This is a genomic window from Streptomyces sp. NPDC048603 (genome assembly GCF_043199475.1).
Classification (GTDB): domain Bacteria; phylum Actinomycetota; class Actinomycetes; order Streptomycetales; family Streptomycetaceae; genus Streptomyces.
On sequence record NZ_JBICVY010000017.1, the window covers coordinates 150,395 to 176,147 of the forward strand.

At 72.9% G+C, this 25,753-nt stretch carries 22 protein-coding genes, 1 tRNA gene and 1 pseudogene; 11 read left to right on the forward strand and 13 right to left on the reverse strand.

Features of this window, described 5'->3' with window-relative positions; translation table 11 throughout:
* The first annotated feature begins 44 nt into the window (after window positions 1-44).
* Complete coding sequence (locus tag ACGFQ9_RS33535; RefSeq protein ID WP_393579166.1) at window positions 45-695, forward strand: NAD(P)-dependent oxidoreductase; 651 nt, start codon at window positions 45-47, stop codon at window positions 693-695.
* Between the two features lie 116 nt (window positions 696-811).
* Here ACGFQ9_RS33535 and uvrA read toward each other — a convergent pair whose 3' ends face one another.
* Window positions 812-3,796, reverse strand: a complete 2,985-nt coding sequence (gene uvrA, locus ACGFQ9_RS33540; protein ID WP_393579167.1) for an excinuclease ABC subunit UvrA — start codon at window positions 3,794-3,796, stop codon at window positions 812-814.
* A gap of 158 nt (window positions 3,797-3,954) precedes the next feature.
* On the opposite strand from uvrA, the gene ACGFQ9_RS33545 reads away from it, so the two are divergent.
* The 3 genes from ACGFQ9_RS33545 to ACGFQ9_RS33555 all read left to right on the forward strand — a co-directional run bounded on the left by ACGFQ9_RS33545 (window position 3,955) and on the right by ACGFQ9_RS33555 (window position 6,824).
* On the forward strand, window positions 3,955-4,644 hold the full coding sequence (locus tag ACGFQ9_RS33545) for a maleylpyruvate isomerase family mycothiol-dependent enzyme (protein WP_393579169.1): 690 nt from the start codon (window positions 3,955-3,957) through the stop codon (window positions 4,642-4,644).
* A 9-nt stretch (window positions 4,645-4,653) separates the two neighbouring features.
* Entirely contained in the window at window positions 4,654-5,310 is a 657-nt protein-coding gene (locus tag ACGFQ9_RS33550; RefSeq protein ID WP_393579171.1) for an MBL fold metallo-hydrolase, read from the forward strand.
* A 221-nt stretch (window positions 5,311-5,531) separates the two neighbouring features.
* Window positions 5,532-6,824: an MFS transporter gene (locus tag ACGFQ9_RS33555; protein WP_393579206.1), complete on the forward strand. Its 1,293-nt coding sequence runs from the start codon at window positions 5,532-5,534 to the stop codon at window positions 6,822-6,824.
* 64 nt (window positions 6,825-6,888) lie between these two features.
* On the opposite strand, the gene ACGFQ9_RS33560 is transcribed toward ACGFQ9_RS33555, so the two are convergent.
* The 4 genes from ACGFQ9_RS33560 to uvrB form a co-directional block, all read right to left on the reverse strand.
* Window positions 6,889-7,875, reverse strand: coding sequence for a TerC family protein (locus ACGFQ9_RS33560; protein ID WP_393579172.1), 987 nt, complete (start codon window positions 7,873-7,875; stop codon window positions 6,889-6,891).
* A gap of 346 nt (window positions 7,876-8,221) precedes the next feature.
* Window positions 8,222-10,222: a TerD family protein gene (locus ACGFQ9_RS33565; RefSeq protein WP_393579174.1), complete on the reverse strand. Its 2,001-nt coding sequence runs from the start codon at window positions 10,220-10,222 to the stop codon at window positions 8,222-8,224.
* A gap of 128 nt (window positions 10,223-10,350) precedes the next feature.
* Window positions 10,351-10,929, reverse strand: coding sequence for a TerD family protein (locus ACGFQ9_RS33570; RefSeq protein WP_393579175.1), 579 nt, complete (start codon window positions 10,927-10,929; stop codon window positions 10,351-10,353).
* Between the two features lie 56 nt (window positions 10,930-10,985).
* Window positions 10,986-13,142, reverse strand: a complete 2,157-nt coding sequence (gene uvrB, locus ACGFQ9_RS33575; protein ID WP_393579177.1) for an excinuclease ABC subunit UvrB — start codon at window positions 13,140-13,142, stop codon at window positions 10,986-10,988.
* Window positions 13,143-13,305: 163 nt separating this feature from the next.
* On the opposite strand from uvrB, the gene ACGFQ9_RS33580 reads away from it, so the two are divergent.
* The 3 genes from ACGFQ9_RS33580 (at window position 13,306) to ACGFQ9_RS33590 (ending at window position 16,570) form a co-directional block, all read left to right on the forward strand.
* Entirely contained in the window at window positions 13,306-14,271 is a 966-nt protein-coding gene (locus tag ACGFQ9_RS33580; RefSeq protein WP_393579178.1) for a glycerophosphodiester phosphodiesterase, read from the forward strand.
* 90 nt (window positions 14,272-14,361) lie between these two features.
* Window positions 14,362-14,922 (forward strand): methylated-DNA--[protein]-cysteine S-methyltransferase, encoded by a 561-nt coding sequence (locus tag ACGFQ9_RS33585; RefSeq protein ID WP_393579208.1) that lies wholly within the window; start codon window positions 14,362-14,364, stop codon window positions 14,920-14,922.
* 457 nt (window positions 14,923-15,379) lie between these two features.
* Window positions 15,380-16,570, forward strand: a complete 1,191-nt coding sequence (locus ACGFQ9_RS33590) for an MFS transporter (RefSeq protein ID WP_393579210.1) — start codon at window positions 15,380-15,382, stop codon at window positions 16,568-16,570.
* Here ACGFQ9_RS33590 and ACGFQ9_RS33595 read toward each other — a convergent pair.
* Window positions 16,560-16,934, reverse strand: coding sequence for a cupin domain-containing protein (locus ACGFQ9_RS33595; RefSeq protein ID WP_393579179.1), 375 nt, complete (start codon window positions 16,932-16,934; stop codon window positions 16,560-16,562). The two genes, ACGFQ9_RS33590 and ACGFQ9_RS33595, sit on opposite strands and share 11 nt — an antisense overlap.
* Before the next feature lie 203 nt (window positions 16,935-17,137).
* Here ACGFQ9_RS33595 and ACGFQ9_RS33600 point away from each other — a divergent pair, with 203 nt between their 5' ends.
* Window positions 17,138-18,061: a pseudouridine-5'-phosphate glycosidase gene (locus tag ACGFQ9_RS33600; protein ID WP_393579181.1), complete on the forward strand. Its 924-nt coding sequence runs from the start codon at window positions 17,138-17,140 to the stop codon at window positions 18,059-18,061.
* Window positions 18,058-19,005, forward strand: a complete 948-nt coding sequence (locus ACGFQ9_RS33605) for a carbohydrate kinase family protein (RefSeq protein ID WP_393579183.1) — start codon at window positions 18,058-18,060, stop codon at window positions 19,003-19,005. Before ACGFQ9_RS33600 ends, ACGFQ9_RS33605 begins: the two co-directional genes overlap by 4 nt.
* Before the next feature lie 57 nt (window positions 19,006-19,062).
* Here ACGFQ9_RS33605 and ACGFQ9_RS33610 read toward each other — a convergent pair whose 3' ends face one another.
* Complete coding sequence (locus ACGFQ9_RS33610) at window positions 19,063-19,725, reverse strand: hypothetical protein (protein WP_393579184.1); 663 nt, start codon at window positions 19,723-19,725, stop codon at window positions 19,063-19,065.
* 242 nt (window positions 19,726-19,967) lie between these two features.
* Window positions 19,968-20,618, reverse strand: coding sequence for a uridine kinase (locus ACGFQ9_RS33615; protein WP_393579185.1), 651 nt, complete (start codon window positions 20,616-20,618; stop codon window positions 19,968-19,970).
* 93 nt (window positions 20,619-20,711) lie between these two features.
* On the opposite strand from ACGFQ9_RS33615, the gene ACGFQ9_RS33620 reads away from it, so the two are divergent.
* Window positions 20,712-22,157 carry a WGR domain-containing protein gene (locus ACGFQ9_RS33620; protein WP_393579187.1) on the forward strand — a complete coding sequence of 482 codons (1,446 nt, stop codon included), beginning with the start codon at window positions 20,712-20,714 and terminating at the stop codon, window positions 22,155-22,157.
* A 45-nt stretch (window positions 22,158-22,202) separates the two neighbouring features.
* Here the strand turns inward: ACGFQ9_RS33620 and ACGFQ9_RS33625 are convergent.
* A tRNA-Trp gene (locus tag ACGFQ9_RS33625) sits at window positions 22,203-22,275 on the reverse strand.
* A gap of 10 nt (window positions 22,276-22,285) precedes the next feature.
* A complete protein-coding gene (locus ACGFQ9_RS33630; RefSeq protein WP_393579189.1) occupies window positions 22,286-22,657 on the reverse strand; it encodes a cupin domain-containing protein in 372 nt (123 codons plus the stop codon).
* 106 nt (window positions 22,658-22,763) lie between these two features.
* Between ACGFQ9_RS33630 and ACGFQ9_RS33635 the strand changes: the two genes are divergently transcribed.
* Window positions 22,764-23,432: a DUF2293 domain-containing protein gene (locus ACGFQ9_RS33635; protein WP_393579190.1), complete on the forward strand. Its 669-nt coding sequence runs from the start codon at window positions 22,764-22,766 to the stop codon at window positions 23,430-23,432.
* Here the strand turns inward: ACGFQ9_RS33635 and ACGFQ9_RS33640 are convergent.
* From ACGFQ9_RS33640 to ACGFQ9_RS33650, 3 genes and pseudogenes are all read right to left on the reverse strand, one after another.
* A complete protein-coding gene (locus ACGFQ9_RS33640) occupies window positions 23,416-24,138 on the reverse strand; it encodes a chaplin (protein WP_393579192.1) in 723 nt (240 codons plus the stop codon). The genes ACGFQ9_RS33635 and ACGFQ9_RS33640 overlap by 17 nt on opposite strands.
* A 201-nt stretch (window positions 24,139-24,339) precedes the next feature.
* The gene (locus tag ACGFQ9_RS33645) at window positions 24,340-25,551 is read right to left on the reverse strand and encodes an SWIM zinc finger family protein (protein WP_393579193.1); all 1,212 of its coding nucleotides are present in this window, start codon (window positions 25,549-25,551) and stop codon (window positions 24,340-24,342) included.
* Window positions 25,548-25,753: pseudogene (locus ACGFQ9_RS33650) on the reverse strand (ATP-dependent helicase); the annotation flags it as partial. The pseudogene ACGFQ9_RS33650 and the gene ACGFQ9_RS33645, both read right to left, overlap by 4 nt.

Below are 25,753 nucleotides of genomic sequence, written 5' to 3' on the forward strand. Positions count from 1 at the left end.
TGAGTGAGTACTCACCCACCCCAACGGGGAAGGGATGGACCACCATGAAGCTCACCGTTTTCGGAGCCACCGGAGCCGTCGGAAACCAGGTCGTACGGCAGGCCCTGGCCGCGGGCCACGAAGTGACGGCCGTGGTCCGCGACCCGGCCAAGCTGGAGGTCGCCGCGCAGGATCGTCTGAAGGTGGCTGTGGTGCGGAACCTCACCGACGAAAACGCACTGCTCCCGGTACTCACGGGGCGGGACGCGGTGATCTCGGCGCTGGGCCCGGCGAGCAACAAGCAGGCGAAGGAAGCCCCGATCGCGGGGCCGGCACTGCGGGCGATCGTCTCGGCAATGGACCGGGTGGGGGTGAGCCGGGTCTCCGCGGTCAGCGCCGCCCCGGTCGGGGTCCTGCCCGAGGGCGAGTCGGTGGTGACCCGCGCCCTGGTCTACCCGCTGCTGCGCCGCCTGCTGCGGGACCTCTACGCCGACCTCGCCGTGATGGAGGCCGCGATGGGCGCGAGCGCCACCGAGTGGACAGTGATCCGCCCGCCGATGCTGCTGAACAAGCCGCGGACGGGCACGTACCGGCGGGCCATCGGCGCCAACGTCCGCGGCGGACGCACCATCTCCCGCGCGGACGTCGCGGACGCGCTTCTGGTCTCCCTGACCGATCCGGCCACCGCCCGCCAGGCCGTGGGCGTGGCGGCATAGACCGGCCTGGGCCCGGCGGGTACGGCACCAAACCGGCCCGGGCCGGCGCAGCCGGCCGGGCGGGCGGGGCCGGGCGGGAAGTCGCCCGCCGGCCCCGCCCGTCCCACGGGACGGGGCTACGCCTTGCGGGCGCGCGCCGTCGCCTTCTTGGCCGGGGCGGCCTTCTTGGCCGCCGGCACCTTCTTCGCCGCGGGAACCTTGGCCGCCACGGTCTTCTTCGCCGGGGCCCGGCGGGCCGCCGGGACGGAGTCCAGGACGCGGTCCGCGCCCAGGATGTCCCGCAGGAACTTGCCGGTGTGGCTGGCGCCGACCGCGGCGACCTCCTCGGGGGTGCCCTCGGCCACCACCAGGCCGCCGCCGTAACCACCCTCGGGGCCCATGTCGATGACCCAGTCCGCGGTCTTGATGACGTCCAGGTTGTGCTCGATGACGATCACCGAGTTGCCCTTGTCCACCAGCCCCGACAGGACCTTGATCAGCTTCGAGATGTCCTCGAAGTGCAGACCGGTGGTCGGCTCGTCCAGCACGTAGACCGTGCGGCCCGTAGACCGCTTCTGCAGCTCCGAGGCGAGCTTCACGCGCTGCGCCTCACCGCCGGACAGAGTGGGCGCCGACTGTCCCAGCCGGACGTACCCGAGGCCGACCTCGGTCAGCGTCCGCAGGTGCCGGGCGATCGTCGGCACCGCCTCGAAGAAGTGCAGGGCCTCCTCGATCGGCATGTCCAGCACCTCGGCGATGGACTTGCCCTTGTAGTGGACCTCCAGCGTCTCCCGGTTGTAGCGCGCCCCGTGGCAGACCTCGCAGGGGACGTACACGTCCGGCAGGAAGTTCATCTCGATCTTGATCGTGCCGTCGCCGGAGCAGTTCTCGCACCGGCCGCCCTTGACGTTGAAGGAGAAGCGGCCGGGCAGGTAGCCCCGCACCTTCGCCTCCATCGTCTCCGCGAACAGCTTGCGGACGTTGTCGAAGACGCCGGTGTACGTCGCCGGGTTGGACCGCGGGGTGCGGCCGATCGGCGACTGGTCCACGTGCACGACCTTGTCGACCAGTTCGTCGCCGTCCACCCGGGTGTGCCGGCCCGGCACGGACCGGGCGCCGTTCAGCTCGCGCGCCAGGTGCGTGTACAGGATGTCGTTGACCAGCGTGGACTTGCCCGATCCGGAGACGCCCGTCACCGCGGTGAACACGCCCAGCGGGAAGGCCACGTCGATGTCCTGCAGGTTGTTCTCCTTGGCACCCCGGACGACGAGCTTCCGCTCGCCGTTCACGGGACGGCGGATGTCCGGGATGGAGATCTCCCGCTTCCCGGCCAGGTACTGCCCGGTCATCGACTCGCCGTTGGCCAGCAGCTCCTTCAGGGAGCCGCTGTGCACGATCTCGCCGCCGTGCTCGCCGGCGCCGGGGCCGATGTCCACGACCCAGTCGGCCACCTTGATGGTGTCCTCGTCGTGCTCGACCACGATCAGGGTGTTGCCCATGTCCCGCAGCCGCACCAGGGTCTCGATCAGACGGTGGTTGTCGCGCTGGTGCAGGCCGATCGAGGGCTCGTCCAGCACGTAGAGCACGCCCACCAGACCGGAGCCGATCTGCGTGGCCAGCCGGATGCGCTGGGCCTCGCCGCCGGACAGGGTGCCGGCCGCGCGGTTGAGGGAGAGGTAGTCCAGGCCGACGTCGACGAGGAAGCGCAGCCGCTCGTTGACCTCCTTCAGCACCCGCTCGGCGATCTTCTTGTCGCGGGCGTCCAGCTTCAGCTCTCCGAGGAACTCGGCGCACTCGCTGATCGACATGGCGGAGACCTGGGCGATGGACTTCTCCATCACCGTGACGGCGAGCACGATCGGCTTCAGCCGGGAGCCCTCACAGGTCGGGCAGGGCACCTCGCGCATGTAGCCCTCGAAGCGCTCGCGGCTGGCGTCGCTCTCGGCCTCCGAGTGCCGTCGCTTGACGAACGGCACGGCGCCCTCGAAGGCGGTGGTGTACGCCCGCTCGCGGCCGTACCGGTTGCGGTACCGGACCTCGATCTGTGTCTTGTGCCCGTACAGCAGGGCCTTCCTGGCGCGCTGCGGCAGCCCCGCCCAGGGGATGTCCGTACGGAATCCCAGCTCTCCGGCGAGGGCTCCGATCAGCCGCTGGAAGTAGTCCTTGGTGTGCCCCAGCGACCACGGCGAGACCGCGCCCTCGTCCAGGGACTTGTCCTCGTCCGGGACGATGAGCTCCGGGTCCACCTCCATCCGCGTGCCGATGCCGGTGCAGTCGGGGCAGGCGCCGAAGGGCGAGTTGAAGGAGAAGGAGCGCGGCTCCAGCTCCTCGAAGGACAGGTCGTCGTAGGGGCAGTACAGGTGCTCGGAGTACATCCGCTCACGCTCGGGGTCGTCCTCGGCGAGGTCGACGAAGTCCAGGATGACCATGCCGCCGGACAGCCCGAGCGCGGTCTCCACGGAGTCGGTGAGGCGCCGCTTGGCGCTCTCCTTCACCGTGAGGCGGTCGACGACCACCTCGATGGTGTGCTTCTCCTGCTTCTTCAGCGTCGGCGGCTCGGAGAGCTGGATGGTCTCGCCGTCCACCCGGGCCCGGCTGTAGCCCTTGGTCTGCAGGTCGGCGAAGAGGTCGACGAACTCGCCCTTGCGCTCGCGCACCAGCGGCGACAGCACCTGGAAACGGCTGCCCTCGGGCAGCGCGAGCACCTTGTCCACGATCGCCTGCGGCGACTGCCGGGAGATCGGGCGGCGGCACTCCGGGCAGTGCGGCTTGCCGATACGGGCGAACAGCAGACGGAGGTAGTCGTAGACCTCGGTGATGGTGCCGACGGTGGAGCGCGGGTTGCGCGAGGTCGACTTCTGGTCGATCGAGACCGCCGGGGAGAGGCCCTCGATGAAGTCGACGTCGGGCTTGTCCATCTGGCCCAGGAACTGGCGCGCGTACGAGGACAGCGACTCCACGTAGCGGCGCTGGCCCTCCGCGAAGATGGTGTCGAAGGCCAGGGAGGACTTGCCCGATCCGGACAGCCCGGTGAAGACGATCAGGGAGTCGCGGGGCAGGTCGAGCGAGACGTTCTTCAGGTTGTGCTCGCGAGCGCCACGAACGATGAGACGGTCGGTCACGCCGGTCCGCACCTTTCTAGAGAGAGCGTCCCAGCGTAGGGGGGCGCCACGGAGTCGTTTCTGGCCTTTCGACTATCGAGCGTATAGCACGTGCATTCGATTTACGGTCTCCGGTGTCGTCCTTCACCCGAAGGAGTGGCGGCGCTATCGTCGCCCTCATGATTGATCATGTGCGTGACCTGGCCACCCTGCAGGAAGCCACCGATCGGCTGCTGACCGCGGTCGCCAAACTGGACAACGGATCCCTCGCCGAGCCGTCACGGCTGCCCGGCTGGACCCGGGGCCACATCCTCGCCCACCTCTCCCGCAACGCCGACGCCCTCGTCAACGTCTTCGAGGGCCGCCCGATGTACGTGAGCGGCGACGCGCGCGACAGCGACATCGAGCGCGACTCCGGCCGCCCGTTGCAAGAACAGCTCGCGGACCTGAGGCATTCCGCGGCCGGCTTCGCCGCCGTGGCGGACCGCCCGGCCGACTGGTCGCGCACGGTGGAACTGCGCAACGGGGTCACCGACAGCGCCGCCCGGGTGCCCTTCCGGCGGCTGGTCGAGGTGGAGCTGCACCACGTCGACCTCGGCATCGGCTACGAGCTGGAGGACCTTCCCGCCGAGTTCACCGCACGGGAGATCGACTTCCTCGCCGACCGCTGGTCGGGCCGCCCGGAGGTCCCGTCGGCCGAGCTGATCGCGTCCGACGGCGGCACCTGGCGCACCGGCACCGCCGGCGAGCCGCAGGTGACCGTCCGCGGCACGTCCGCGCAGCTGCTGGGCTGGCTGGCCGGCCGCGCCGACAAGGGCGATTCCCTGACCACCTCCGGAGGGCCCCTGCCGGTCCTCCCGCCGCTCTAGGATCAGATCATGACGTACAGCGGAGCGGTCAAGGTCGGCGGTCCCGCCGACGTGCACGAGCTCGCGGACCTGATGATCTCCAAGGTCGCCGTGGGCTCCATGAACAACAACGCGTACCTGCTGCGCTGCCGGGCCACCGGCGAGCAGCTCCTCATCGACGCGGCGGCGGAGCCCGACACGCTGCTGCACCTGATCGGCGACGACGGCATCGCCTCCGTCGTCACCACCCACCAGCACGGCGACCACTGGGGCGCCCTCCAGGAGGTGGTCGACGCCACCGGCGCGCGGACCTACGCGGGCCGGTACGACGCCGAGGGGATCCCGGTGCCCACCGACGTCCCGGTGGAGGACGGGGACACCATCACGGTCGGACGGGTCACCCTGACCGCCCGCCACCTGGTCGGCCACACCCCCGGCTCGATCGCCCTCGTCTACGACGACCCGCACGGGCACGCGCACGTGTTCACCGGCGACTGCCTCTTCCCGGGCGGCGTCGGCAACACCTGGGGCGACAAGAGCCGCTTCGCGAGCCTGATCAAGGACGTGGAGGAAAAGATCTTCGGGCAGCTGCCGGACGAGACCTGGGTCTACCCGGGCCACGGCAACGACACCACCCTCGGCGCCGAGCGCCCGCACCTCGCGGAGTGGCACGAGCGCGGCTGGTGAACCACCAGGCCGGTCCGCCCGCCCTTCCCGGCGGACGGACCGGCCGCACCGCACCCGGCATGGCGGGAAGTCGGCGGTCCGCCGTCAACCCCGGGATACGGTGCACTCCTTCCGGTCGAGGACGGCCGATCGTGCCGCCCGTGCACGGGGGAAGGGGTAGGTGGACCTCCATGCACGATGATCACTCCCCGGCCGGCTCCCCCACCGCGCCGCGCCCCTCGATGCTCAGGATCGCCTCGGCCTCGCTGGCCGGCACCGCGATCGAGTTCTACGACTTCTTCGTCTACGGGACCGCAGCCGCCCTGGTCCTCGGTCCGCTGTTCTTCCCGACCTTCTCGCCGCTGGCCGGCACCCTCGCGGCCTTCGCCACCTTCGGCGTCGGCTTCGTCGCCCGCCCCCTCGGCTCCGCCGTCTTCGGCCACATCGGCGACCGCCACGGACGGCGCCCGGTCCTGCTGATCTCGCTGCTGCTCACCGGACTCGCCACCGTCGCGGTCGGCTGTGTGCCCACGTACGCGAGCATCGGCGCGGCCGCACCCGTCCTGCTGGTGCTGCTCCGCTTCCTGCAGGGCCTGGGGCTGGGCGGCGAATGGGGCGGCGCGGTGCTGGTGACCGCCGAGCACGCACCGGAGCGGCAGCGCGGACTGTGGGCGAGTTTCCCGCAGATCGGCCCGCCGGTCGGCTTCCTGCTGGCCAACGGGATCACCCTCGGGCTGTCGGCCGGCCTGACCGACGCGCAGTTCGCCTCCTGGGGCTGGCGGGTCCCCTTCTGGGCGGCGGGCGTGCTGGCGCTGGCCGGCCTGTGGCTGCGGCACGCGGTCGAGGAGACCCCGCAGTTCCGGGAGCTCTCCGAGCGCCGGGAGACCGCGAGCGCGCCCCTGGCCGACGTGGCGCGCGGGCACTGGCGGCTGCTGCTGCTCAGCGGCGGGGCACTGGCCGTGGGATACGCGGTCTTCTACGCCGTCACCACCTGGTCCCTGGCGTACGCCACCGAGCACCTGCGGGTGGACCGCACGGTGATGCTCACCTGCATCATGATCGCCGTGGCGGTGATGGGGCTGGCCACCCCGCTGATCGCGGTCCTCGGCGACCGCTACGGGCGGCGGCCGCTGTGCCTGGTCGGCTGCACGGCCTCCGCCCTGTGGATGTTCCCCTTCGTGGCCCTGCTCGGGACCGCCGACCCGGTGCTGATGACCCTGGGCTTCACGGGGGCGCTGCTCGGCATGGTGACGATGTTCGCGGTGGTGGGGGCGTACCTCCCGGAGCTGTACGAGCCGCGGATCCGCTGCACCGGCGCGGCCGTCGGCTACAACCTGGGCGGGGTGCTCGGGGGTGCGCTCACCCCGGTCGTGGCGACGTCGGTGGCGGGCGGGTCGGCACCGCCGTGGGGGGTGGCGGCGTACCTGGCGGGGGTGGGGTTGCTCAGCCTCGGCTGCTTCGCACTGCTGCCCGAGACCAGTCCGGCGGTGGTGGGAACGCCGACGGGGGCGGCCGAAGCGGCCGCCCCCGTCTGACCCGCGTACCGCGGGCAGGCGGGCCCGGTGGAGCCTGTCAGGCGCACCGGGCCCTTCGCGCCGGTCAGGCCTCGACGCTCTCCGTCTCCTCGCGGGCGGCCTCGGCGGCCGCCTGCTTCTTCGAGGCCATCAGGCTGGTGATGGTCGTGATGACCAGGACACCGCCGATGACGCCGAGGGAGACCGGGATGGAGATCTCCGGGACGTGGACGCCGGACTCGTGCAGGGCGTGCAGCACCAGCTTCACGCCGATGAAGCCGAGGATGACGGACAGGCCGTAGCTGAGGTGGACCAGCTTCTTGAGCAGGCCGCCGATGAGGAAGTACAGCTGGCGCAGACCCATCAGGGCGAACGCGTTGGCGGTGAAGACGATGTACGGGTCCTGGGTCAGACCGAAGATCGCGGGGATGGAGTCCAGGGCGAACAGCACGTCGGTCGTGCCGATGGCGAGCATGACCACCATCAGCGGGGTCAGGATGCGCTTGCCGTTCTGCCGGATGAAGAGCTTGGTGCCGTGGTAGCGGTCGGCGACGCCGAACTTCTTCTCGACGGACTTCAGGAGGCGGTTCTCCTCCCACTCCTCCTCCGACTCGTCGGCGCGGGCCTCCTGGATCAGCTTCCAGGCGGTGTAGATCAGGAACGCGCCGAAGATGTAGAAGACCCAGGCGAAGCTGGAGATGATCGCGGCGCCGGCCGCGATGAAGATCGCACGCAGGACGAGCGCGATCAGCACGCCCACCAGCAGGACGCGCTGCTGGAGGTGGGAGGGAACCGCGAACTTCGCCATGATCAGGACGAAGACGAACAGGTTGTCGACGCTGAGCGACTTCTCCGTGACGAAGCCGGCGAAGAACTCGCCGGACGCCTGCGCGTTGCCGAAGACCAGCAGGCCCAGGCCGAAGAGGACGGCGAGGACGATCCAGACGACCGTCCAGGTGCCCGCTTCCTTGATCGATACGTCGTGGGGCTTGCGGCCGATGAAGAAATCGGCGCCGATGAGGATGCAGAGACCGGCGATGGTCAGCATCCAAAGGGTCAACGAAACGTCCACTACTGCTCACGCCTCCGGCAGATGGCTCAACAAGGTCAGCGTCATCGCTGCCGGAGGTCTCTTCCACCCCGGGCCCGTGTCCGGGACCCGTGGGCCGGCGCCCCGGGGCCGCTTCCGCTCGAGTTCGACTGAACTCAGTCGAACTCGGTTGGATACGGTCCGTATTGACGGGAACGCCGCGCAGGAAACAGCAGGAATACTCCCCTCCGCACGTACGAGCTTACCTTCAGACCATTGCCGAGGTAAAGGTTTACCCAAGGACTGGTCACTGATCGGTCAGGTATGGCCGGAAACCGCTGCCCGGGTGGCCGCTACGCCGTTACCCCCGAGACCGTCCCGCGGGTGATCACGGGCGCCCGGCCCGGGCCCTGGCCGTCTCCGCCAGGACCTGGTCCAGGATCGCGCTGCCGCGGGGCGGCAGCGCAGGCTCGAAGGTCCAGGCGTGCCCGACCCACGGGTCGGCGAGGTGGTCGTCCGGCACCGGGGACAGCCGCATCAGCGACTTCCACAGCGGATCGAGCAGCGGCCCGTACGCCGACGCCTCGTCGCGGTCCGCGACCATCAGCAGGTGCACCCCGACCGAGGGGCCTTCGTCGGCGAGGTAGCGCAGCCGGGTGACGGCCCGGTCGTCGAAGCCGTGCGGGAAGTCGTGGACCACGAGCAGCTGCTCGTCGGTGTCGACCTCGGGCGGCAGGGCCTCCGCGGCACCGCCCCGGACGGCCATCTGGACCATGTCGACCCGCCGGGTGAGCCGCTCCAGGGTCTCGGTGACCCCCTGCGCGCCCGCGGCGGGCGGGGTCGCCAGCACCCCGGACCGCACCAGCGGCTCCAGGGCCGCGGCACCGGCCCCGGCGGCGTCGATGACGTGGACGGAGAGCCGGCCGCCGGGCTGGACGGCCAGCACCCGGGCGACGTGGGCCACGGCCGCGTCCAGGGCGGCCCGGCGGAGCCGGTCGGTGTCCATGGCCATCGCGGCCTCGGAGCCCGTCCGCCCGTTGTCGATCCACAGGCCGCGCTGCAGGGGGAGCCGGACCAGCATCGGGATGCGCAGGTCGGGGCGCTCGGGCAGGTGCAGGTCGCCCAGGCGCAGTGCCATCGCGGTGTCCGCGTCCGGGGCGGACACCCGGTGGGCGTGCCAGACCGGGTTGTCCCAGCGGGCGTACGCGCTCGGCAGGGCCGGTTCGACCACTTCGAGCTCGGCGGCGAGCTGGGCCAGGTCCCGGTCGAGAACGGCGCGGGCCTGCTCGGCGAGCTCCTCGCGGCGGGCGCGGGCGGCGTCCCGGGCGTCGTTCCCCGATCCGCCGAGGCGGTGGCGGGGGTCCGACAGGGCCTCGTCGAGCTCGCGGTCCATCCGGGAGTCGGCGAAGTCGATCGCACTGCGGTAGGCGGCCACCGCCCGTGCGAGGTCCTCGAACATCCCCCAGACCTGGTTGTAGAGCCGCTCGTCCATGGACCACCCGGTGGCGTCGCCGGCCACCGGGCGGGGCGGCTCGCCGGGCGCCGCGAGCGGGGCCTGCGGCGGGGGCGGCGGCGGCTGGGTGCGGGTGCGGCGGGGATGGGTGTAGTCGATGCCGGTCCCGCTGGTGGCGGCCCCGCCGGCGCCGGTCCCGCTGGTGCCGGTCCCGGCCGTGCCTCCGGCTCCGTGGCCGCCCTCCCCGACCGGGGCGGGTCCCTCGGCCGCGGGTTCCGCGGCCGGCGGCACCGCCGGGGCCGGAGCGCCGGCCTGGGCCCCCGTCGGCGCGGGGCCGGGCGTGCCGGTGTACGGGACGCCGGACACCGGCACCGGGTCCGGGGCGGCCGGGACCCCGGCCGAGGCGTCCACCTGGGCGGCGAGTCCGGCCGCGGCGGCGGCGCCGATCCCGTGGTCGGCGAGCAGTGCGCCGAGCCCGCCGGCGTAGCCCTGTCCGACGGCCCGGACCTTCCAGGCGCCCTGGCGGCGGTACAGCTCGACGGCCACCACGGCGGACTCGCTGTCCAGACCGGCCAGGGTGAACTCGGCGATCCCGGACCCGCCGGGCTCGCCCACCCGTACGTGCGGGGCCGCAACCGCGCCGAACCTCCCCGGGCCGCCCGGGGGCAGCGCGAGGAAGACGAGGACCCGCTCGGCCTCGGCCGGCACGGCGTCGAGGTCCACCGCGAAGCGGTGTCCGGCGGCGGCGGACCCGGGCACCTCCAGCCCGGCCAGGGACCGGGCACCGGGGTGGGCGAGCTCGCCCGGACCGGAGAGGCTGCCCGCCCCGTCACCGAAGGCGGCCAGGGCGAGCACCGGGGTGCCCGCCGTGACCGTGATCTCCACGTCGGTCCGGGGCAGGGGGTGGTTCTGCCCCCGGACCAGTTCGGCCGTCATCGTGCAGCCCCTCCCCCGTCGTTCGTCCGCGCTGTGCCGTGTTGCCGGTGTTGCCGGCGCCGCCGTGTTGCCCGTGACGCTGTGGCGCCGTCGGTGCTTCTGGTTCCGGTGGTGCCCAGGTGGTGCGCTTACAGGTGCGGAATGATCGCCGGCAGCAGGTCCTGGAAGGTCCGGCCGTTGGCCGGGTTGCCCAGGGCTGTCATCTTCCAGCCCGAACCGACCCGGTGCACCTTCGCCATGATCTGCGCGGTGTACTGGCCGCCGCCGTCGAGCGTGTACCGGGCCATCTCCTGGCCGTTGCTCTCGTCGACGATCCGGCAGAAGGCGTTCTGCACTTCCTGGAAGGTCTGGCCGGTGAAGGAGTTCACCGTGAAGACGATCTGGTCGATGTGGACCGGCACCCGGGCCAGGTCGACCAGGATGGCCTCGTCGTCCCCGCCCTGGCCGACGCCGCCGACCAGGTTGTCACCGGTGTGCCGGACGGAGCCGTCGTTGCTGGTCAGGTGCTGGAAGAAGACCACGTCCTGCGGTTCCCGGCCGGCGAACAGCACCGCCGAGGCGTCCAGGTCGATCTCCCGCGTGCGGGACCCGAACAGTCCCCGCCGCTTCGCCGCCTGCCATCCGAGGCCCATCCGGACCGCGCTCAGCGACCCCCCGTCGGACTTCTCGAGGCTGATGGCCTGGCCCTTGGTCATGTTGACCGTCACGCGCTGTCCCCTCTCGTTCGCCACCTACCGGGCCACCCTACTGAAGCCGCGCTCGCTCAGGCGAGGCCCGCCTCCTTCATCTGCCGCAGCTCCTTCTTGAGTTCTCCGACCTCGTCCCGGATCCGGGCCGCCACCTCGAACTGGAGGTCGGCCGCGGCCGCCCGCATCCGCTCCGTCATCTCCTCGATCAGCCCGGCCAGTTCGGCGGCGGGCCGGTCGGTGAGCACCTGCTCCGCGGCTGCCCTGCCGCCCTTGCCGGCCGCCTTGGCCCCCTTGCCGCCCTTCGGGGCGTGCGCGGCGAGCGAGGGCACCGGGGCCTTGGCTCCCTTGCCGTCCTTGGACTGCCGGTAGCCGGTGCCCAGGAGCTGTTCGGTGTCGACCTCCTCGCGGGCGATGGTGGCGACGATGTCGTTGATCTTCTTGCGCAGCGGCTGCGGGTCGATCCCGTTCGCCGTGTTGTAGGCGATCTGCTTCTCCCGGCGCCGGTTGGTCTCCTCGATGGCCTTCTCCATCGCCGGGGTCATCTTGTCGGCGTACATGTGGACCTGGCCGGAGACGTTGCGCGCGGCCCGGCCGATGGTCTGGATCAGGGAGGTCCCGGAGCGCAGGAAGCCCTCCTTGTCGGCGTCGAGGATCGCCACCAGGGAGACCTCCGGCAGGTCGAGGCCCTCACGGAGCAGGTTGATGCCGACCAGCACGTCGTACTCGCCGGCCCGCAGTTCGCGGAGCAGCTCGATCCGGCGCAGCGTGTCCACGTCGCTGTGCAGGTAGCGGACGTGGATGCCGAGCTCCAGGAAGTAGTCGGTGAGGTCCTCGGCCATCTTCTTGGTCAGGGTGGTGACCAGGACGCGCTCGTCCTTCTCGACGCGGGTGCGGATCTCGTGGACCAGGTCGTCGATCTGGCCCTCGGTGGGCTTGACCACCACCTCGGGGTCGACGAGCCCGGTGGGGCGGATGATCTGCTCGACGAAGCCGTCCGAGCGGGACAGCTCGTACGGGCCGGGCGTGGCCGACAGGTAGACCGTCTGCCCGATCCGCTCCTGGAACTCCTCCCACTTCAGCGGGCGGTTGTCCAGGGCCGAGGGCAGCCGGAAGCCGTGCTCGACCAGGGTGCGCTTGCGGGAGGCGTCGCCCTCGTACATCGCGCCGATCTGCGGCACGGTGACGTGCGACTCGTCGATGACGAGGAGGAAGTCCTCGGGGAAGTAGTCGATGAGGGTGTTGGGCGCGGAACCCCGCTTGCGGCCGTCCAGGTGCAGCGAGTAGTTCTCGATGCCGGAGCAGGACCCGATCTGCTGCAGCATCTCCAGGTCGTAGGTGGTGCGCATGCGCAGCCGCTGGGCCTCCAGCAGCTTGCCCTGCTTCTCCAGCTCGGTCAGCCGTGCCGCGAGCTCGGTCTCGATGCCGCGGATCGCGTTCTGCATGCGCTCCGGGCCGGCGATGTAGTGGCTGGCCGGGAAGATGTACAGCTGCTGGTCCTCGCTGATCACCTCGCCGGTGAGCGGGTGCAGGGTGGACAGCGCCTCGATCTCGTCGCCGAACATCTCGATGCGGACGGCCAGTTCCTCGTAGACCGGGAAGATCTCGATGGTGTCGCCGCGGACCCGGAAGGTGCCGCGGGCGAAGGCCAGGTCGTTGCGCGTGTACTGGATGTCCACGAAGCGGCGCAGCAGCCGGTCGCGGTCGATCTCCTCGCCGACCTTGAGCGGGACCATCCGGTCCACGTACTCCTGCGGGGTGCCGAGGCCGTAGATGCAGGAGACGGAGGCGACCACGACGACGTCGCGCCGGGTGAGGAGCGAGTTGGTCGCGGAGTGGCGGAGCCGCTCCACCTCTTCGTTGATCGAGGAGTCCTTCTCGATGTAGGTGTCGGACTGCGGGACGTACGCCTCGGGCTGGTAGTAGTCGTAGTACGAGACGAAGTACTCGACCGCGTTGTTGGGCAGCAACTCGCGGAACTCGTTGGCCAGCTGCGCCGCCAGCGTCTTGTTGGGCGCCATCACGAGGGTGGGCCGCTGGAGCCGCTCGATCATCCAGGCCGTGGTCGCCGACTTTCCCGTGCCGGTCGCGCCGAGCAGGACGACGTCCTTCTCGCCGGCGCGGACGCGCTTCTCCAGCTCGTCGATGGCCGTGGGCTGGTCGCCGCTGGGCCGGTAGGGGCTGACGACCTCGAAAGGCGCCACGGTGCGTTGGATCTTCGATACGGGCCGCATGAGTCCACCGTACGACCCGCCACTGACACTCAGGCGTTTGTGCGGGAGGGTCCGGCCCAGCGGTGACGCTCTGGGCCGTTTGTCGTAGTTCGGTGGCGGCCCGTTGATCACCAACCCCATGATCCGGATCAAGTGCACCAGTCACGTCTGGAGGGGATCGCGCATGTACGTACGACCCGTGGCCACGGCGGTGGCCGCCCTGCTGGGGCTCGCCCTCGCCCTGGCCGGCGGAACCACCACCGCCTCCTCCCGGGGCACCTCCGCGGGAGCTGCCCCTGCGGCCGGTCCGCCGGCCCGTCCGGCGGCGGGTCCGGCGGCGGGTCCGGCGGCCGCCGTCCGGTTCCAGGCCGGCGCACCCGTCCTCTATGCGCACCGGGGGGCCTCGGCGTACGCCCCGGAGAACACCCTGGCAGCTGTGGACCTCGCCGACGAGATGGGCGTGGACTGGGTGGAGAACGACGTCCAGCGCACCAAGGACGGCGAACTGGTGGTCGTCCACGACGAGACCCTGGCGCGGACCACGGACGTGGAGGTCCTGTTCCCGGACCGGAGTCCCTGGCGGGTCGGGGACTTCACCGCGGAGGAGATCGCCGGCCTCGACGCGGGCAGCTGGTTCCGGTCCGAGTACGCCGGGGCCCGGGTGCCGACGCTGCGCGAGTACCTCGACCGGGTGCGCCAGAACCGGCAGCGGCTGCTCCTGGAGATCAAGAAGCCCGAGCTCTACCCCGGCATCGAGGAGGACACCCTGCGGGTGCTGGAGGAGGCGGGCTGGCTCGACGAGCGGCACGTCGGCGGGCGCCTGGTGGTGCAGAGCTTCAGCGCGGACTGCCTGCGGACCCTGCACCGGCTGCGGCCCGACGTGACCACGGCCTTCCTGGGCACCCCGGCGGTCGCCGACCTGGCCGGCTACGCCGAGTTCGCCGACCGGATCAATCCGTGGCACACCACGATCTCGGCCGAGTGGGTGTCGGCGGTGCACGGGTTGCGCGGGGCGCACGGGCGGCCGATGGAGATCGACACCTGGATCGTGGACGCGCCGGACGTGGCCCGGAAGGTGCGGGACATGGGGGTGGACGGGATCATCACCAACGCGCCGGACGTGATCCGGGAGGCGCTGGAAGCCGTCTGACGCGCAGGCCGCGGGCGGGCCCACGGGCCGCTTCGTCCACAGGGCGCGGGGCCGGTCGGTGGCGGGCCGTACGGTGGAGGCGTGGACAGCATGGACAGCACCGAGCGGCCGCGCGAGCCGCACCTCGAATGGACCGTGGTCGCCAGCGACATCGGTCCGCTCTTCCTGGCCGCGACCGAGGAGGGACTGGTCCGGGTGGAGTTCCATGCCGACGCGGACCGGCCGGACCTTGCCGGTCCGCTGGTGTCCCGGCTCGGCGCCGACGCGTGGCGTCCGGACCCGGGCGGTGAGGTGCTGCTCGCCGAGCCGATACGTCAGCTGGCGGCCTATTTCGCCGGCTCGCTGCGGCGGTTCGAGCTGCCCCTGGACTGGCGGCTGTCGGCCGGATTCAACCGCCTGGTGCTGCGCGAGCTGGCGGACTCGGTGCCGTACGGGACGGTGGTCGGGTACGGCGAGCTGGCCGCGCGGGTCGGGCAGCCGGGAGCGGCCCAGGCGGTCGGCGCTGCCATGGGCTCGAACCCGCTTCCGGTGGTCGTGCCCTGCCACCGGGTCGTGGAGAACGACGGTGGCATCGGCGGCTTCGGCGGCGGCGTGGAAACCAAGCGCGCCCTCCTGGCCCTGGAGGGCGTCCTCCCCCAACCCCTGTTCTGACCGCCCCGGCTTTCCCCCGGTGCGGGGCGGCCAGGCAACCACCGGCCGTGTGAGCAGGCGTGCCGTTGCCGCGCCGCCGCGTGTGCAGGCGTGCCGCGCAGTCACCGGCCGTGTGGGCAGGCGTGCCGCAGGGCGGCACGGGTGGGCACACGGCACACCGGCCCGCGCCGGACGCGCAGCGTGTCCCCGCACCCCGACCCCGCACACGGCGTCGGAACCCCCTCCGGGCGGAGCACCGCTCCCGGGCGGCGCCAGGGGCGGCCAAGCCACCGCCCAGGCCCGGGGGCAGCGGCTGCGGAGTGGGGAGCCGGCGGCAGCCGGAGGGCTTCCCGTACCGCCGGCGCCCCGTCGCTGCGAGACTGCCGACGTGACCACTGCAGCAGCCGGCGCCCACAAGGCCGCACCCGTGACGCCCGAAGACCTCCCCCGCCTCCAGCGCCGCACCACGGCCGTCCTCATGACCAGCCAGATCATCGGCGGCCTCGGCGTCCCCATCAGCATCGCCCTGGCGCCCGTCCTCGCCACCGAGGTCAGCGGCACCGAGGCACTGTCCGGGCTGGCCTCCAGCGCTTCGGTGGCCGGGACGGCCCTGCTGTCGCTGCCGCTCGCCGCCCTGATGACCAGGCGCGGCCGGCGGGCCGGGCTGGTCCTGGCCTACCTCATCGGTGCGACGGGCGCCCTGGTGGTGGTCCTCTCCGCCGTGACGTCGAGTTTCGCGCTGCTGCTGCTCGGCATGGCCGCGTTCGGCGCCGCGTCCTCGGCCAACCTGCAGGCCCGCTTCGCCGCCGCCGACCTCGCCGCGCCCGACCACCGGGCACGCGCGATCTCCACGGTCGTCTGGTCCACCACGCTCGGTGCCGTCCTCGGCCCGAACCTCTCGGCCCCGGCCAGCCGCAGCTTCGAGGGGACCTCCATACCCGGGACGGCGGGTCCCTTCCTGTGGGCCGCCGGCATCTTCCTGGTCACCGCCGCGGTGGTCGCCGTACTGCTGCGGCCCGATCCGCTGCTCACCGCCCGCGCCCTGGCCGGACCCGCCGAGCAGTCCGCCGAGGCACGCTCGCTGCGGGCCGGAGTGGCGGCGGTCAAGGCGTCACCGCGGGCCAGGCTGGCCCTGCTGACGGTCGCGGTGTGTCACACCGTCATGGTGTCGATCATGGTGATGACCCCGCTCGACCTCGGCCACCACGGCGCCTCGCTGGACCTGATCGGGCTGGTGATCAGCGGCCACATCGCGGGCATGTTCGCCTTCTCCCCGGTGTGGGGCTGGCTGGCCGACCGGATCGGCAGGCTGTCCGTGATCGGCCTGGCGGCCGGCCTGCTGAGCCTCGCGGCGCTGCTCGCCGGTACCGCCGGGGATTCGCACACGCGGTCCGCGGCCGGCCTGTTCCTGCTGGGCCTGGGCTGGTCGGCCGGCCTGGTGGCGGGCTCCGCGCTGCTGACCGACTCGGTGCCGCAGCCCGCCCGCGCGGCCGTCCAGGGGCTGTCCGACCTGACCATGAACACCTCCGCCGGACTGGGCGGTGCGGCGGCCGGCCTGGTCGTGGCGCAGGCCGGCTACGGCTGGCTGAACGTCATCGGGGCGTCGCTGCTGGTGCCGCTGGCGGGCCTGCTGCTGTTCACCGTACGGCGGCGCCCGGTCACAGGTTGATGTGGTAGGCCTTGCGCAGCGTCTCGTGGACGGTCCAGGTGGTCCGGTCGCCCTTGCGCAGCACGCAGGCCGAGCCGGGCCCGACCTCCAGCGTCGGGCCGCCCTCCACCTCGACGGTGGCGCGCCCGCTGACCACCACGAACAGTTCGTCCGCCTCGGTGTCGGTGACCACGCCCGGGGTGATCTGCCAGATGCCCCGCACCTGCGTGCCGTCCGCGGACTCCCACAGGACCTTCCCGGTCACCACCGGAGTGCCGGAGACGATCTGGGCGGGGTCGAGCTCCTCGCGTTCCAGCTCGGAGTCGGGAACGTCGGGGACGGTGACGGCGAAGGAGGCGGGGGCGCTGTGATCACTGGTGCTCATGGCGCGTCACCCTAGCCCGGTCGCGCCTGCGGACAGGGTGGCCATTCCGTCCACGATCGGCGTGCCGGGCGCGTCACCCTGTCGATACCGCGGCCGTGACGGTACGCCGGCCGTGACGGTACGCCGGCCGCGCCCGGTCCGATCTCGGCCGTCCCGGCCCGGAGGGCGTTTGGCGGCCGGGCCGCGGTGCCATGGATGGGGACATGCCACAGCACACCGAGATCCCGGTCCTGTCCGAAGAGGTACGAGACGCGCTGGCCCGGCGGCAGCCGGTCGTGGCGCTGGAGTCCACCATCCTGGCGCACGGCCTGCCGCGCCCCCGCAATCTCGCGGTGGGCCTGGAACTGGAGGACCTCGTACGGGCGGAGGGCGCGGTACCGGCCACCGTCGCGGTGCTCGACGGGGTTCCCCGGGCCGGGCTGGACAAGGAGCAGCTGGAGCGGATCGCCGGCGGGGACGGCGTGCGGAAGCTGGGCCACCGGGATCTCGCGCCGGCCGTCGCGGCGGGGGTGACGGGCGCGACGACGGTGTCGGCGACGGCCGTGCTGGCCGCCCGGGCGGGGCTGCGGGTCTTCGCGACCGGCGGGCTGGGCGGCGTGCACCGCGAATGGGCGCAGACGCAGGACGAGTCGGCGGACCTGCCGCTGCTGGCCCGGACCCGGATCACGGTGGTGTGCGCGGGGGTGAAGTCGATCCTGGACGTGCCGGCCACACTGCAGCGGCTGGAGACCCTGGGGGTGACGGTGCTGGGCTACGGGACGGACCGGTTCCCCGGGTTCTACCTGGCCGATTCGGGGCTTCCGGTGGACTGGACGGTGCGCACCCCGGTGGAGGTGGCCGGGGTGATGGCCGCTCAGGACGCGCTGGGCGGGCCCGCTTCGGCGCTGCTGGTGGCCCGACCGGTGCCGGAACGGGAGCAGCTGGACCCGGTGCTGCACGACCGGGTGCTGGCGGAGGCGCTCGGCGCCTGCCGGGAGCGGGGCATCAGCGGGCAGGCGGTCACCCCGTTCCTGCTGGACTTCCTGGTCCGGGCGACCGGCGGCGCCTCCCTGGAGGCCAACCTGGCGGCGGTGCGCGGCAACGTCCGGCTGGGGGCGCGGATCGCGGCGGCCTGGGCGGCCCGGTGAGCGGATCCGCGGCGAACGGAATCCCCGCGGGACCCCTGGGAGGCGGGGCCCTGGTGGTGGTCGGGGACGTGGTGACCGACGTCGTGGCCGTGCACGCCGAACCCCTCGCCCCGGCCACGGACACGGCCGCGCGGATCCGCATCCTGCCGGGCGGCGCGGGGGCCAACGCGGCCTGCTGGGCCGCCCGCGCGGACCCGGTGGCGGGGCACGGCGCGGCGGAGGTCCGGCTGCTGGCCCGGGTGGGCGAGGAGTGGGCCGGCTGGCACGAGCGGGCGCTGGCCGCGGCCGGGGTGAGGGCGCACCTGGTCGTGGATCCGGTGGAGCCGACCGGGGCGGTGGTGGCGCTGGTCGACAAGGCCGCCGAGCGGACCTTCCTGACCGACAGCGGGGCCGCGCTGCGCCTGTGCCCGGCCGACTGGGACCCGGCCCTGCTGGACGGGGCGGCCCATCTGCACCTGTCCGGGTACCTGTACTTCGCGGAGAGCAGCCGGGAACTGGCCGCGCTCGCGCTGGGCTCGGCGCGGGCCCGGGGAGTGCCGGTGAGTGTCGACCCGGCCTCGGCGGGGTTCCTGGCAACCGTGGGGGTGAAACGTTTCCTCGCAGCGGCGGACGGCGCCTCCGTCCTGCTCCCGAACGAGGACGAGGCCCGGCTGCTGGCCGGTAGGGAGGACGTGGCCGCGGCCGCCGCCGCGCTCAGCCGGCGGTTCCCCCTGGTGGTGGTCACCCGGGGCGCCGCGGGGGCACTGGTCGCGGAAAGGGGCGCGGTGACGGCCGAGGTCCCCGGGGAACCCGCCCGCGCGGTGGACTCCACCGGTGCCGGTGACGCGTTCACCGGCGGCTTCCTCGCGGCCCGGCTGGCGGGCGCCCCGCCGGTGGCCGCCGCCCGGGCCGGCTGCCGGGCGGGGGCACTGGCGGTGGCCCGGCTCGGCGGGCGCCCCGTGTGAGCCGGGCGTGAGTCGCGTATGAGCCGGGCGTGAGCCGCATGTGAGCCTCGCCTGGACCTACGGGGTGAAGACCTGGTCCAGCTTGTCGATCGCGCCCTTGGCGCCGAGGTGGTAGCGGAACACCAGGCCCTGGTTCGGGTGGGCGACCAGCCAGTCGATGAGCTGCTGCAGGGTGATCTTCTGGTTCTCGGTGCTCTCCACGATCGGGGTGACCGCGGTGATCGCGGCGCCGTCGGCGATCGGGAGGAAGGTCTCCACACCCACCTCCTCGAAGGGCGCGCCGTCCGAGTCGGGGGTACCGCAGCCCCAGTTGCCGTGCCGGACGATGAGGCTGTGGAACCCGCCCTCGGGGGTGTAGCGGTGGACCGCGATCTCGTCGGGCGAGATCGGCATCTTGTGGTCACAGCTCGCCCCGGGCGCCGGGGACTTGGGCTTGCCCGCCGGGGTGGCGGTCGCCTTGGGCGCCTGCACGGGCTTGGACAGGGTCGCCGTCGGGGTGGCCTTGGGGGCGGACGGCGCGGGCGCACCCGAAGGTGCCGCGGGCTCCGGAGCCTGGGCGGACGGCGAGACGGCACCGGAGGCGGGGCCGCCGGCCCCCGTGCCGCCGTCGTCACCCTGGCAGCCGGCGAGCGCCAGGGTGGCGCAGAGGGCCAGGCCGGCGGCCATCGCGGCCCGGCCGGACCGTCTCCGGGTCAGGGCTCTTCCACCACGTCCGCGCATTGCCGTCTCCTTCTGCCAAGCCTTCGGCGGATGCCCGCCGTTGCACCGCCGGCCGCCGACCCGCGTACCGGCCGACTCGCCCACCGAATCGCCGACGCCACCGTAAGGGGCGGGAATCGGCCAGGTCGACGGCCGGATCCCGTTCGTCACCGACCCGGGATCGGGCTGTTGCCCGGCACGGACCTTCGTCACGGGCGGCCGGCGCGACAGACCGCTCCGGCCGCTCCGGCCGCTCCGGTCTGTCAGTCGGCGAGGCCGGTCCAGGCCGGGCGGCGCGGGTCGTCGGCGCGGATCAGCGTGTCCGCCGCTCCGGCCGGATCGGTCTCGGTCTCGTACCGCGCGAAGGCGGGGAGAGTCCACCGGTCGGCCTCGGGGGTACGGCGGGCCAGCGCGCCCGGGGAGAGCGCGATGTGTGCGACGAAGTCGAACGGGAACCAGTGGCCCAGCAGCAGCGGACCGTGCAGGATCACCACGGCGTCCGGCGGGAGTTCGGCGTACGGGCTGCGCGTGGCCCGGTCGGTGACCGGGTCCCACAGGTCGGGCAGCACCCGGCCGGTGCCACCCGGTTCCAGCGGGTCGAAGACCTCGCGCCAGAGCGCGGCCGTGTCGTACCGGCCGCCGAGGTAGGAGTCGACGTCTTCGCGGCCGTGCTCGAACCGGAGGGAGGCGGGCCGCAGGAAGCCCTCGGCGGGGATCACCAGGGAGGGACGGCCGCGCAGCCGGAGGGCTTCGGCGAGCAGTTCCGCGAGCGGGCCGGTACCGGCGGCCGGGGCGCCGTCGACGGCCACGCGCAGCCGCCCGCCCCCGGCCTCCCCGCAGCCTTGACGGTCCACGAGCCGTCCGGCGATCCGCTCGGCCAGCCCTTCCCAGGTGATCGGTTCCAAGGTCGGCACCCGTCCATTGTCAGTGGTGGCCCCTAGCGTTCTTGACGAGGGATCACCGACGGGAACGGGCCGTCGGGTCCGGCCATTGGGGAGAGGTCTGTCATGGCTCGCGAGACCACGTATCTGGAGCTGTCGCAGGACGGCGGCGGTGCCCACAAGTTCTACGAGGTCACCGTGGACGGCACGGACGTGTCGGTGCGGTACGGCCGCATCGGTGCGGCGGGCCAGCTGCAGAGCTCCTCGTTCCCGACGGCCGAGAAGGCCCGGGCGGCCGCCGCGAAGAAGGTCGGCGAGAAGGTCCGCAAGGGGTACGCGCCGGCGGTGCAGGGGCAGCGGGCGGCACGGGCGGTGACCCGGCGGCAGGTCGCCTCGGCTCCCTCCACGGCCCGGGCGGTCGCCCCGGTGCTGTGGCGGTTCCGCACCGGCGCCTCGGCGTTCGGCATCCACGTGGACGAGGACCGCTGCTGGGTGGGCAATCAGGCCGGTGACGTCTACACGCTGAGCCACGGCGGTGAGGTGCTGGCCCGCTATTCGCTGCCGGACGGGGTGAAGTGCCTGGTCGCGGACGATTTCTGGATCTACGCCGGGTGCGACGACGGCACGGTGTACGACCTGTCGGCGAAGGTGCCCTTCGGTGCCTACGACATCGCGCCGGACGTGGACATCTTCTGGCTGGACATCCGCGAGGGCGTGCTCAGCGTCTCCGACGCGGGGGGCGGCCTGACCGTCATCGACCACGAGGAGGAGTTCCAGTGGTCCCGGAAGTCCTCCGGCAACCACGCGTGGATGGTGCGGGCCGACGAGCACGCCGTGTACCACGGGCACAACGGGGGCGTGACGGCGTACTCGGCGGAGAGCGGAGCCGAGTTGTGGCACACGCCGACCAGGGGCGGAGTGCTGTTCGGCTGGCAGGAGCGGGACTCGGTCTTCGCGGGCACCGGGCGGAACGTGGTGCAGCGGATGTCGAAGGCGTCGGGGGCGGACGAGGCGCTGTACCGGTGCGACTCGGCGGTGTACTCGTGCGCGGCCTCCCCGGACGGCCGGTACGTGTTCGCGGGTGACTCCAGTTCCTCGGTGTACTGCTTCGACGCGGCCGGGAACCGGTTGTGGAAGCTGGGCACGGGCAGCGGCTCGGCGCTGTCCATGCAGTACCTCGACGAGCGGCTGTACCTGGTGACCACGGACGGCTCGCTGCTGTGTGTGGACGCGAGCGAGGCGGCCATCGCGGCCGCGCAGCAGGGTTCCGTGCCGACGGCCAGGGACGTGAAGTCGGCCGCGGCGCTCCCGGTGTACCGGCCCGCGGCCTCGGCGGCCGCGGTGGCCACGGTGCGGGCGGCCTCGGCCCCGGCGGGCGGTGTGGTGGTCGAGTGCGTCCAGCAGAGCGGCCGGCTGCGGGTCCAGGTGGTCTCGGACGGCTTCGAGCACGGGTGGAACGTGCAGTTTCCGCGGGGCATCCGGGAGGCGGGCGCGCGGTACGTGGTGGACGGGCTGCACGCGGCCTCGGGAGGTTTCTACCGGGTGCGCGGGGAGATACGCCGACTGGTCTGAGCGGCAGCGGCGTACGGCCGGCGCGGCGTCGACGACCAGGACCGGGAGGGGCGGCGGGACTTGAACCCACATCGCCCGGTTTTGGAGACCGGCGCTCTGGTCATTGAGCTACACCCCTCCCGGCCGGGTCAGGATGTCATGCCGTGCGGGCCGCCGGCCACGGGATTGACGGCGGGCCGGACGGCCTCGGTGCAGCACGGCGGTGGCGTGGCGTCCACGGTCAGCGGGGCGCCCTCCGGAAGGGCGTAGACGACCTGCAGGCGAACCGTTTCCGCGCCCTGGTTGAAGCCGATGTGCACGCGGTCGCGGCCCGCGGCCTCGACGAACATCGTTCCGGCGGGGCTGATTTCGACGGAGCCGTCGTGGAGGATCCGGGTCAGCGTCCCGGAGCGGACGACCGCAAGGAGCGGGACCAGGTGGTAGTGCCATCCGGTGGACTCACCGGGCCGCAGGGTGAACTCGTCGACCACCGCGTCCGCCGACCACATCATCCTGAGCATCGTCACACGGTAGGACAACCACCAGGAGTATCGGCGAACATGCCGATTGTCCCACCGGCTGCGGCTCGGAGGTGATAAGGGGCCCGGTCGGCGGTATCACCTCTCCATGAACCTCGTGGTGTTCGAGCCGCTCAAGCAGATCCACTGCGCGGAGTGCCGGCACGGTCCGCTGCCGCACCTGGTCCGCGAGTCCGGCGTGCCGCGCTGCCTCACCTGCGCCCGCCTCGGACACCTCGTCTATCTGCCGCGCGGCGATGCCGCGCTCACCCGCCGGGCCCGGCAGGGAAGTTCCCAGTCGGCGGTGGTGGTGCGCTTCAACAAGCGACGCCGCCGTTACGAACGCCAGGGCCTGCTGGTGGAACCGGCCGCGCTGGCGCACGCCGAGCGGTCCTGCCGGGCGGATGCCGAGGTCCGGGCCCGTCAGCGGGACCGTGCCCGGCGCCGGCGGGCTGCCGAGGACAGCCGGTTCACCACGGTGTTCGCGACGGAGATACTCCGCCTCTTCCCCGGCTGCCCGGCCGACCGCGCGCTGGCCATCGCCGCCCACGCGTCCCTGCGGGGCAGCGGCCGGGTGGGCCGTACCGCGGCCGGCCGGGCCCTGGACGAGCTCGCCGTCTCGGTCGCCGTGCGGGCGGCTGTCCGGCACGACGACACCGAGTACGACCGGCTCCTGGTGGCCGGCGTGCCCCGGTTCCAGGCCCGGGCCCGGCTGGCACCCCGGATCGACGCGATCCTGGACGCCTGGCGGAATCCACCCGCTACGGAAGCGCGTTGACCCGGGACCTGCGGAACAGCAGCGCCCCGCCGAGCAGCAGCGCCCCACCGGCCGGCAGCAGGTAGCCGACCCCGTCGGCACCGGTCTGCGCGAGCGAGGAGCCGGACGGGCGGACCGGCTCCGGCTCCGGCGCCGGAGCCGGCGGGGCCACGGGCGGCTTCGCGGGCGGCACCACGACCACCTTCGGCGGGGTCTTGGGCGGCACCACGGGCGGACGCACCGGCTCCGGCTTGCTGGGCGTCGTGACGTTCACGGACTCGTTCCCGAACACGGGATTGCCCACGCCGACCACGTTCACCGAGTTGCCGCTGACGTTCACGGGCAGTTGGACCGGCAGCTGGATGCCGTTGCCCGTGATCACACCGGGGGAACCCTTCGCGGTCCCCTCGGCCACGGCACCGCCGGACCGCCCGTTGGTGCTGCTGGCGTCCCCCGGCCGGGACGACCCGGACGAGGATCCGCCGGCGCTCGCGCACCGGTTGCCCGACGCGGGGTTGAGGAGCCCGACCACGCTCACGGTGTTGCCGCAGAGGTTCACCGGCGCGTCCACGGGCAGCTGCACCAGATTCCCCGCCAGCAGTCCTGGCGACCGCTCGGCCGTACCGCCGGCCTCCGCGTCGGCGAAGGCGAATCCGCCGGCTCCGACCGAGACCGCACCACTCACGACGACCGCCGCGATCAAGCCATTCCGACGACCCTGACGCATGTGTTTCCCTGCCTTCGGAGAAGTTCGCGGGCGTTCACCCGCACCGGAGACAACGCCGTAAACCCGAATGGGTTATATGCCCGGTACGCAATTCACTCCATCGTGTACGGAGCCGGACGTACTTCATGACTGGATGCCGACCGTCATCTTCCGGTCCGGAGGCCCCACTTCTTCACGGAAGCCGGTTTGTGATCGGTCCGGTCAGCTGCCCGCGGGGTGGCCGAGGGCCGACAGGGGGTCGGGGGACGGCGACCCGGCCGGCCACCAGTCGTCCTCGGCGGGCCGGGACTCGTACGCGTACCAGAGGTTGTCGCGGCCCAGGCGGAGCTGGCGGGTGGCGGAGGTCAGGCGGTTGCGGTCGGGGCGGAACAGGCCCAGGCCCGCGGCGAGCAGGGCCGGGCGGGCCCGGTCGAAGGGGCCTGCGGGCGGGTCCCAGGGCGCTTCGAGGACGGCGAGGGCGCTCGGGCCGCCCTGGCGCCAGGCCGCTGCCGCGCGGGCCAGGTCGGTGGTGGTGCGGCCGGTGGCGCGGGCCAGGTCACGGTAGAGGCGCCGGGCCGTGCCGGTGAGCCCGGCCGTGGGGTGGGCGGAGGCAAGCCTGACCGCGTCCTGCCACAGGTCCAGTCCGGCCATCGGGTCCGTCCCCGTGGTGAGCAGGGCGTGGGCGCGGGCCGCCGCGTCCGTCGCGAGCTGGTCGAGAACGAGCGGGTCCGGGGCCGCCGGGTCGGCCGGGCAGGCCGGGGGTGTCCCGACGGCCCGGGGCGGGACGGGCGGGGCGGGCAGCGGGGCGGGTACCCGGGCGAGCGCCGTACGGGCCGGGACGCCGGGGAAGTCCGGGGCGGATGCGGGCTGTTCCCGGGCCGCGTGGGCGGCGTTGCGGCGGGTGAGCTCGTCCAGCAGCTCGCGCTCGCCCCGGCCGCGCAGCAGCAGGACCACGAAGGGGTCCTCGTCGACCAGCCGGGCCGCGCGGTAGCAGAGGGCCGCGGCGTGCTTGCACGGGGGACGGCCGGTGTCCGGGCAGGAGCAGCGCGGGAGGAGCTCCCCGGGGCCGGGCAGGATCCGGTCGGCGAGTGAGCGGGGGACCTCCCGTTCCACCAGGGCGGCGAGGGCGGAGGGATCCGCCGCGAGGGAGGCGAGCAGGTCGTCCCACTCGGGGCCGGTGAACTCGGTCAGCGCCAGTTCGGTGCGGTAGGGGCGGGGGCGGCTCCCCCGGACGTAGGCCACCAGCCGGCCGGGGGTGGCGGTGATCGCGTCGACCTGCCCGGAGGCGGCGTAGGCGCGGCCCCGCCCCAGCCGGGCGGAGTCCGCGAACTGCTCCAGTGCCTCCGCCCAGGCACGGCCCCACCAGGTGGTGGGCTCGGTGCCCGGCGGCATCGAGCCGAAGGTGCGGCGGCGGTCCTCCCGCGCGGTGATCACGAGGGCCTGCGCAGGGAGACGAGATCGGCCAGTTCCCGGTCGGTCAGTTCGGTCAGCGCGGTCTCGCCCGAGCCGAGGACGGCGTCGGCCAGGGCACGCTTCGTCTCCAGCAGTTCGGCGATGCGGTCCTCGACGGTGCCTTCGGCGATGATGCGGTGGACCTGGACGGGCTGGGTCTGGCCGATGCGGTAGGCGCGGTCGG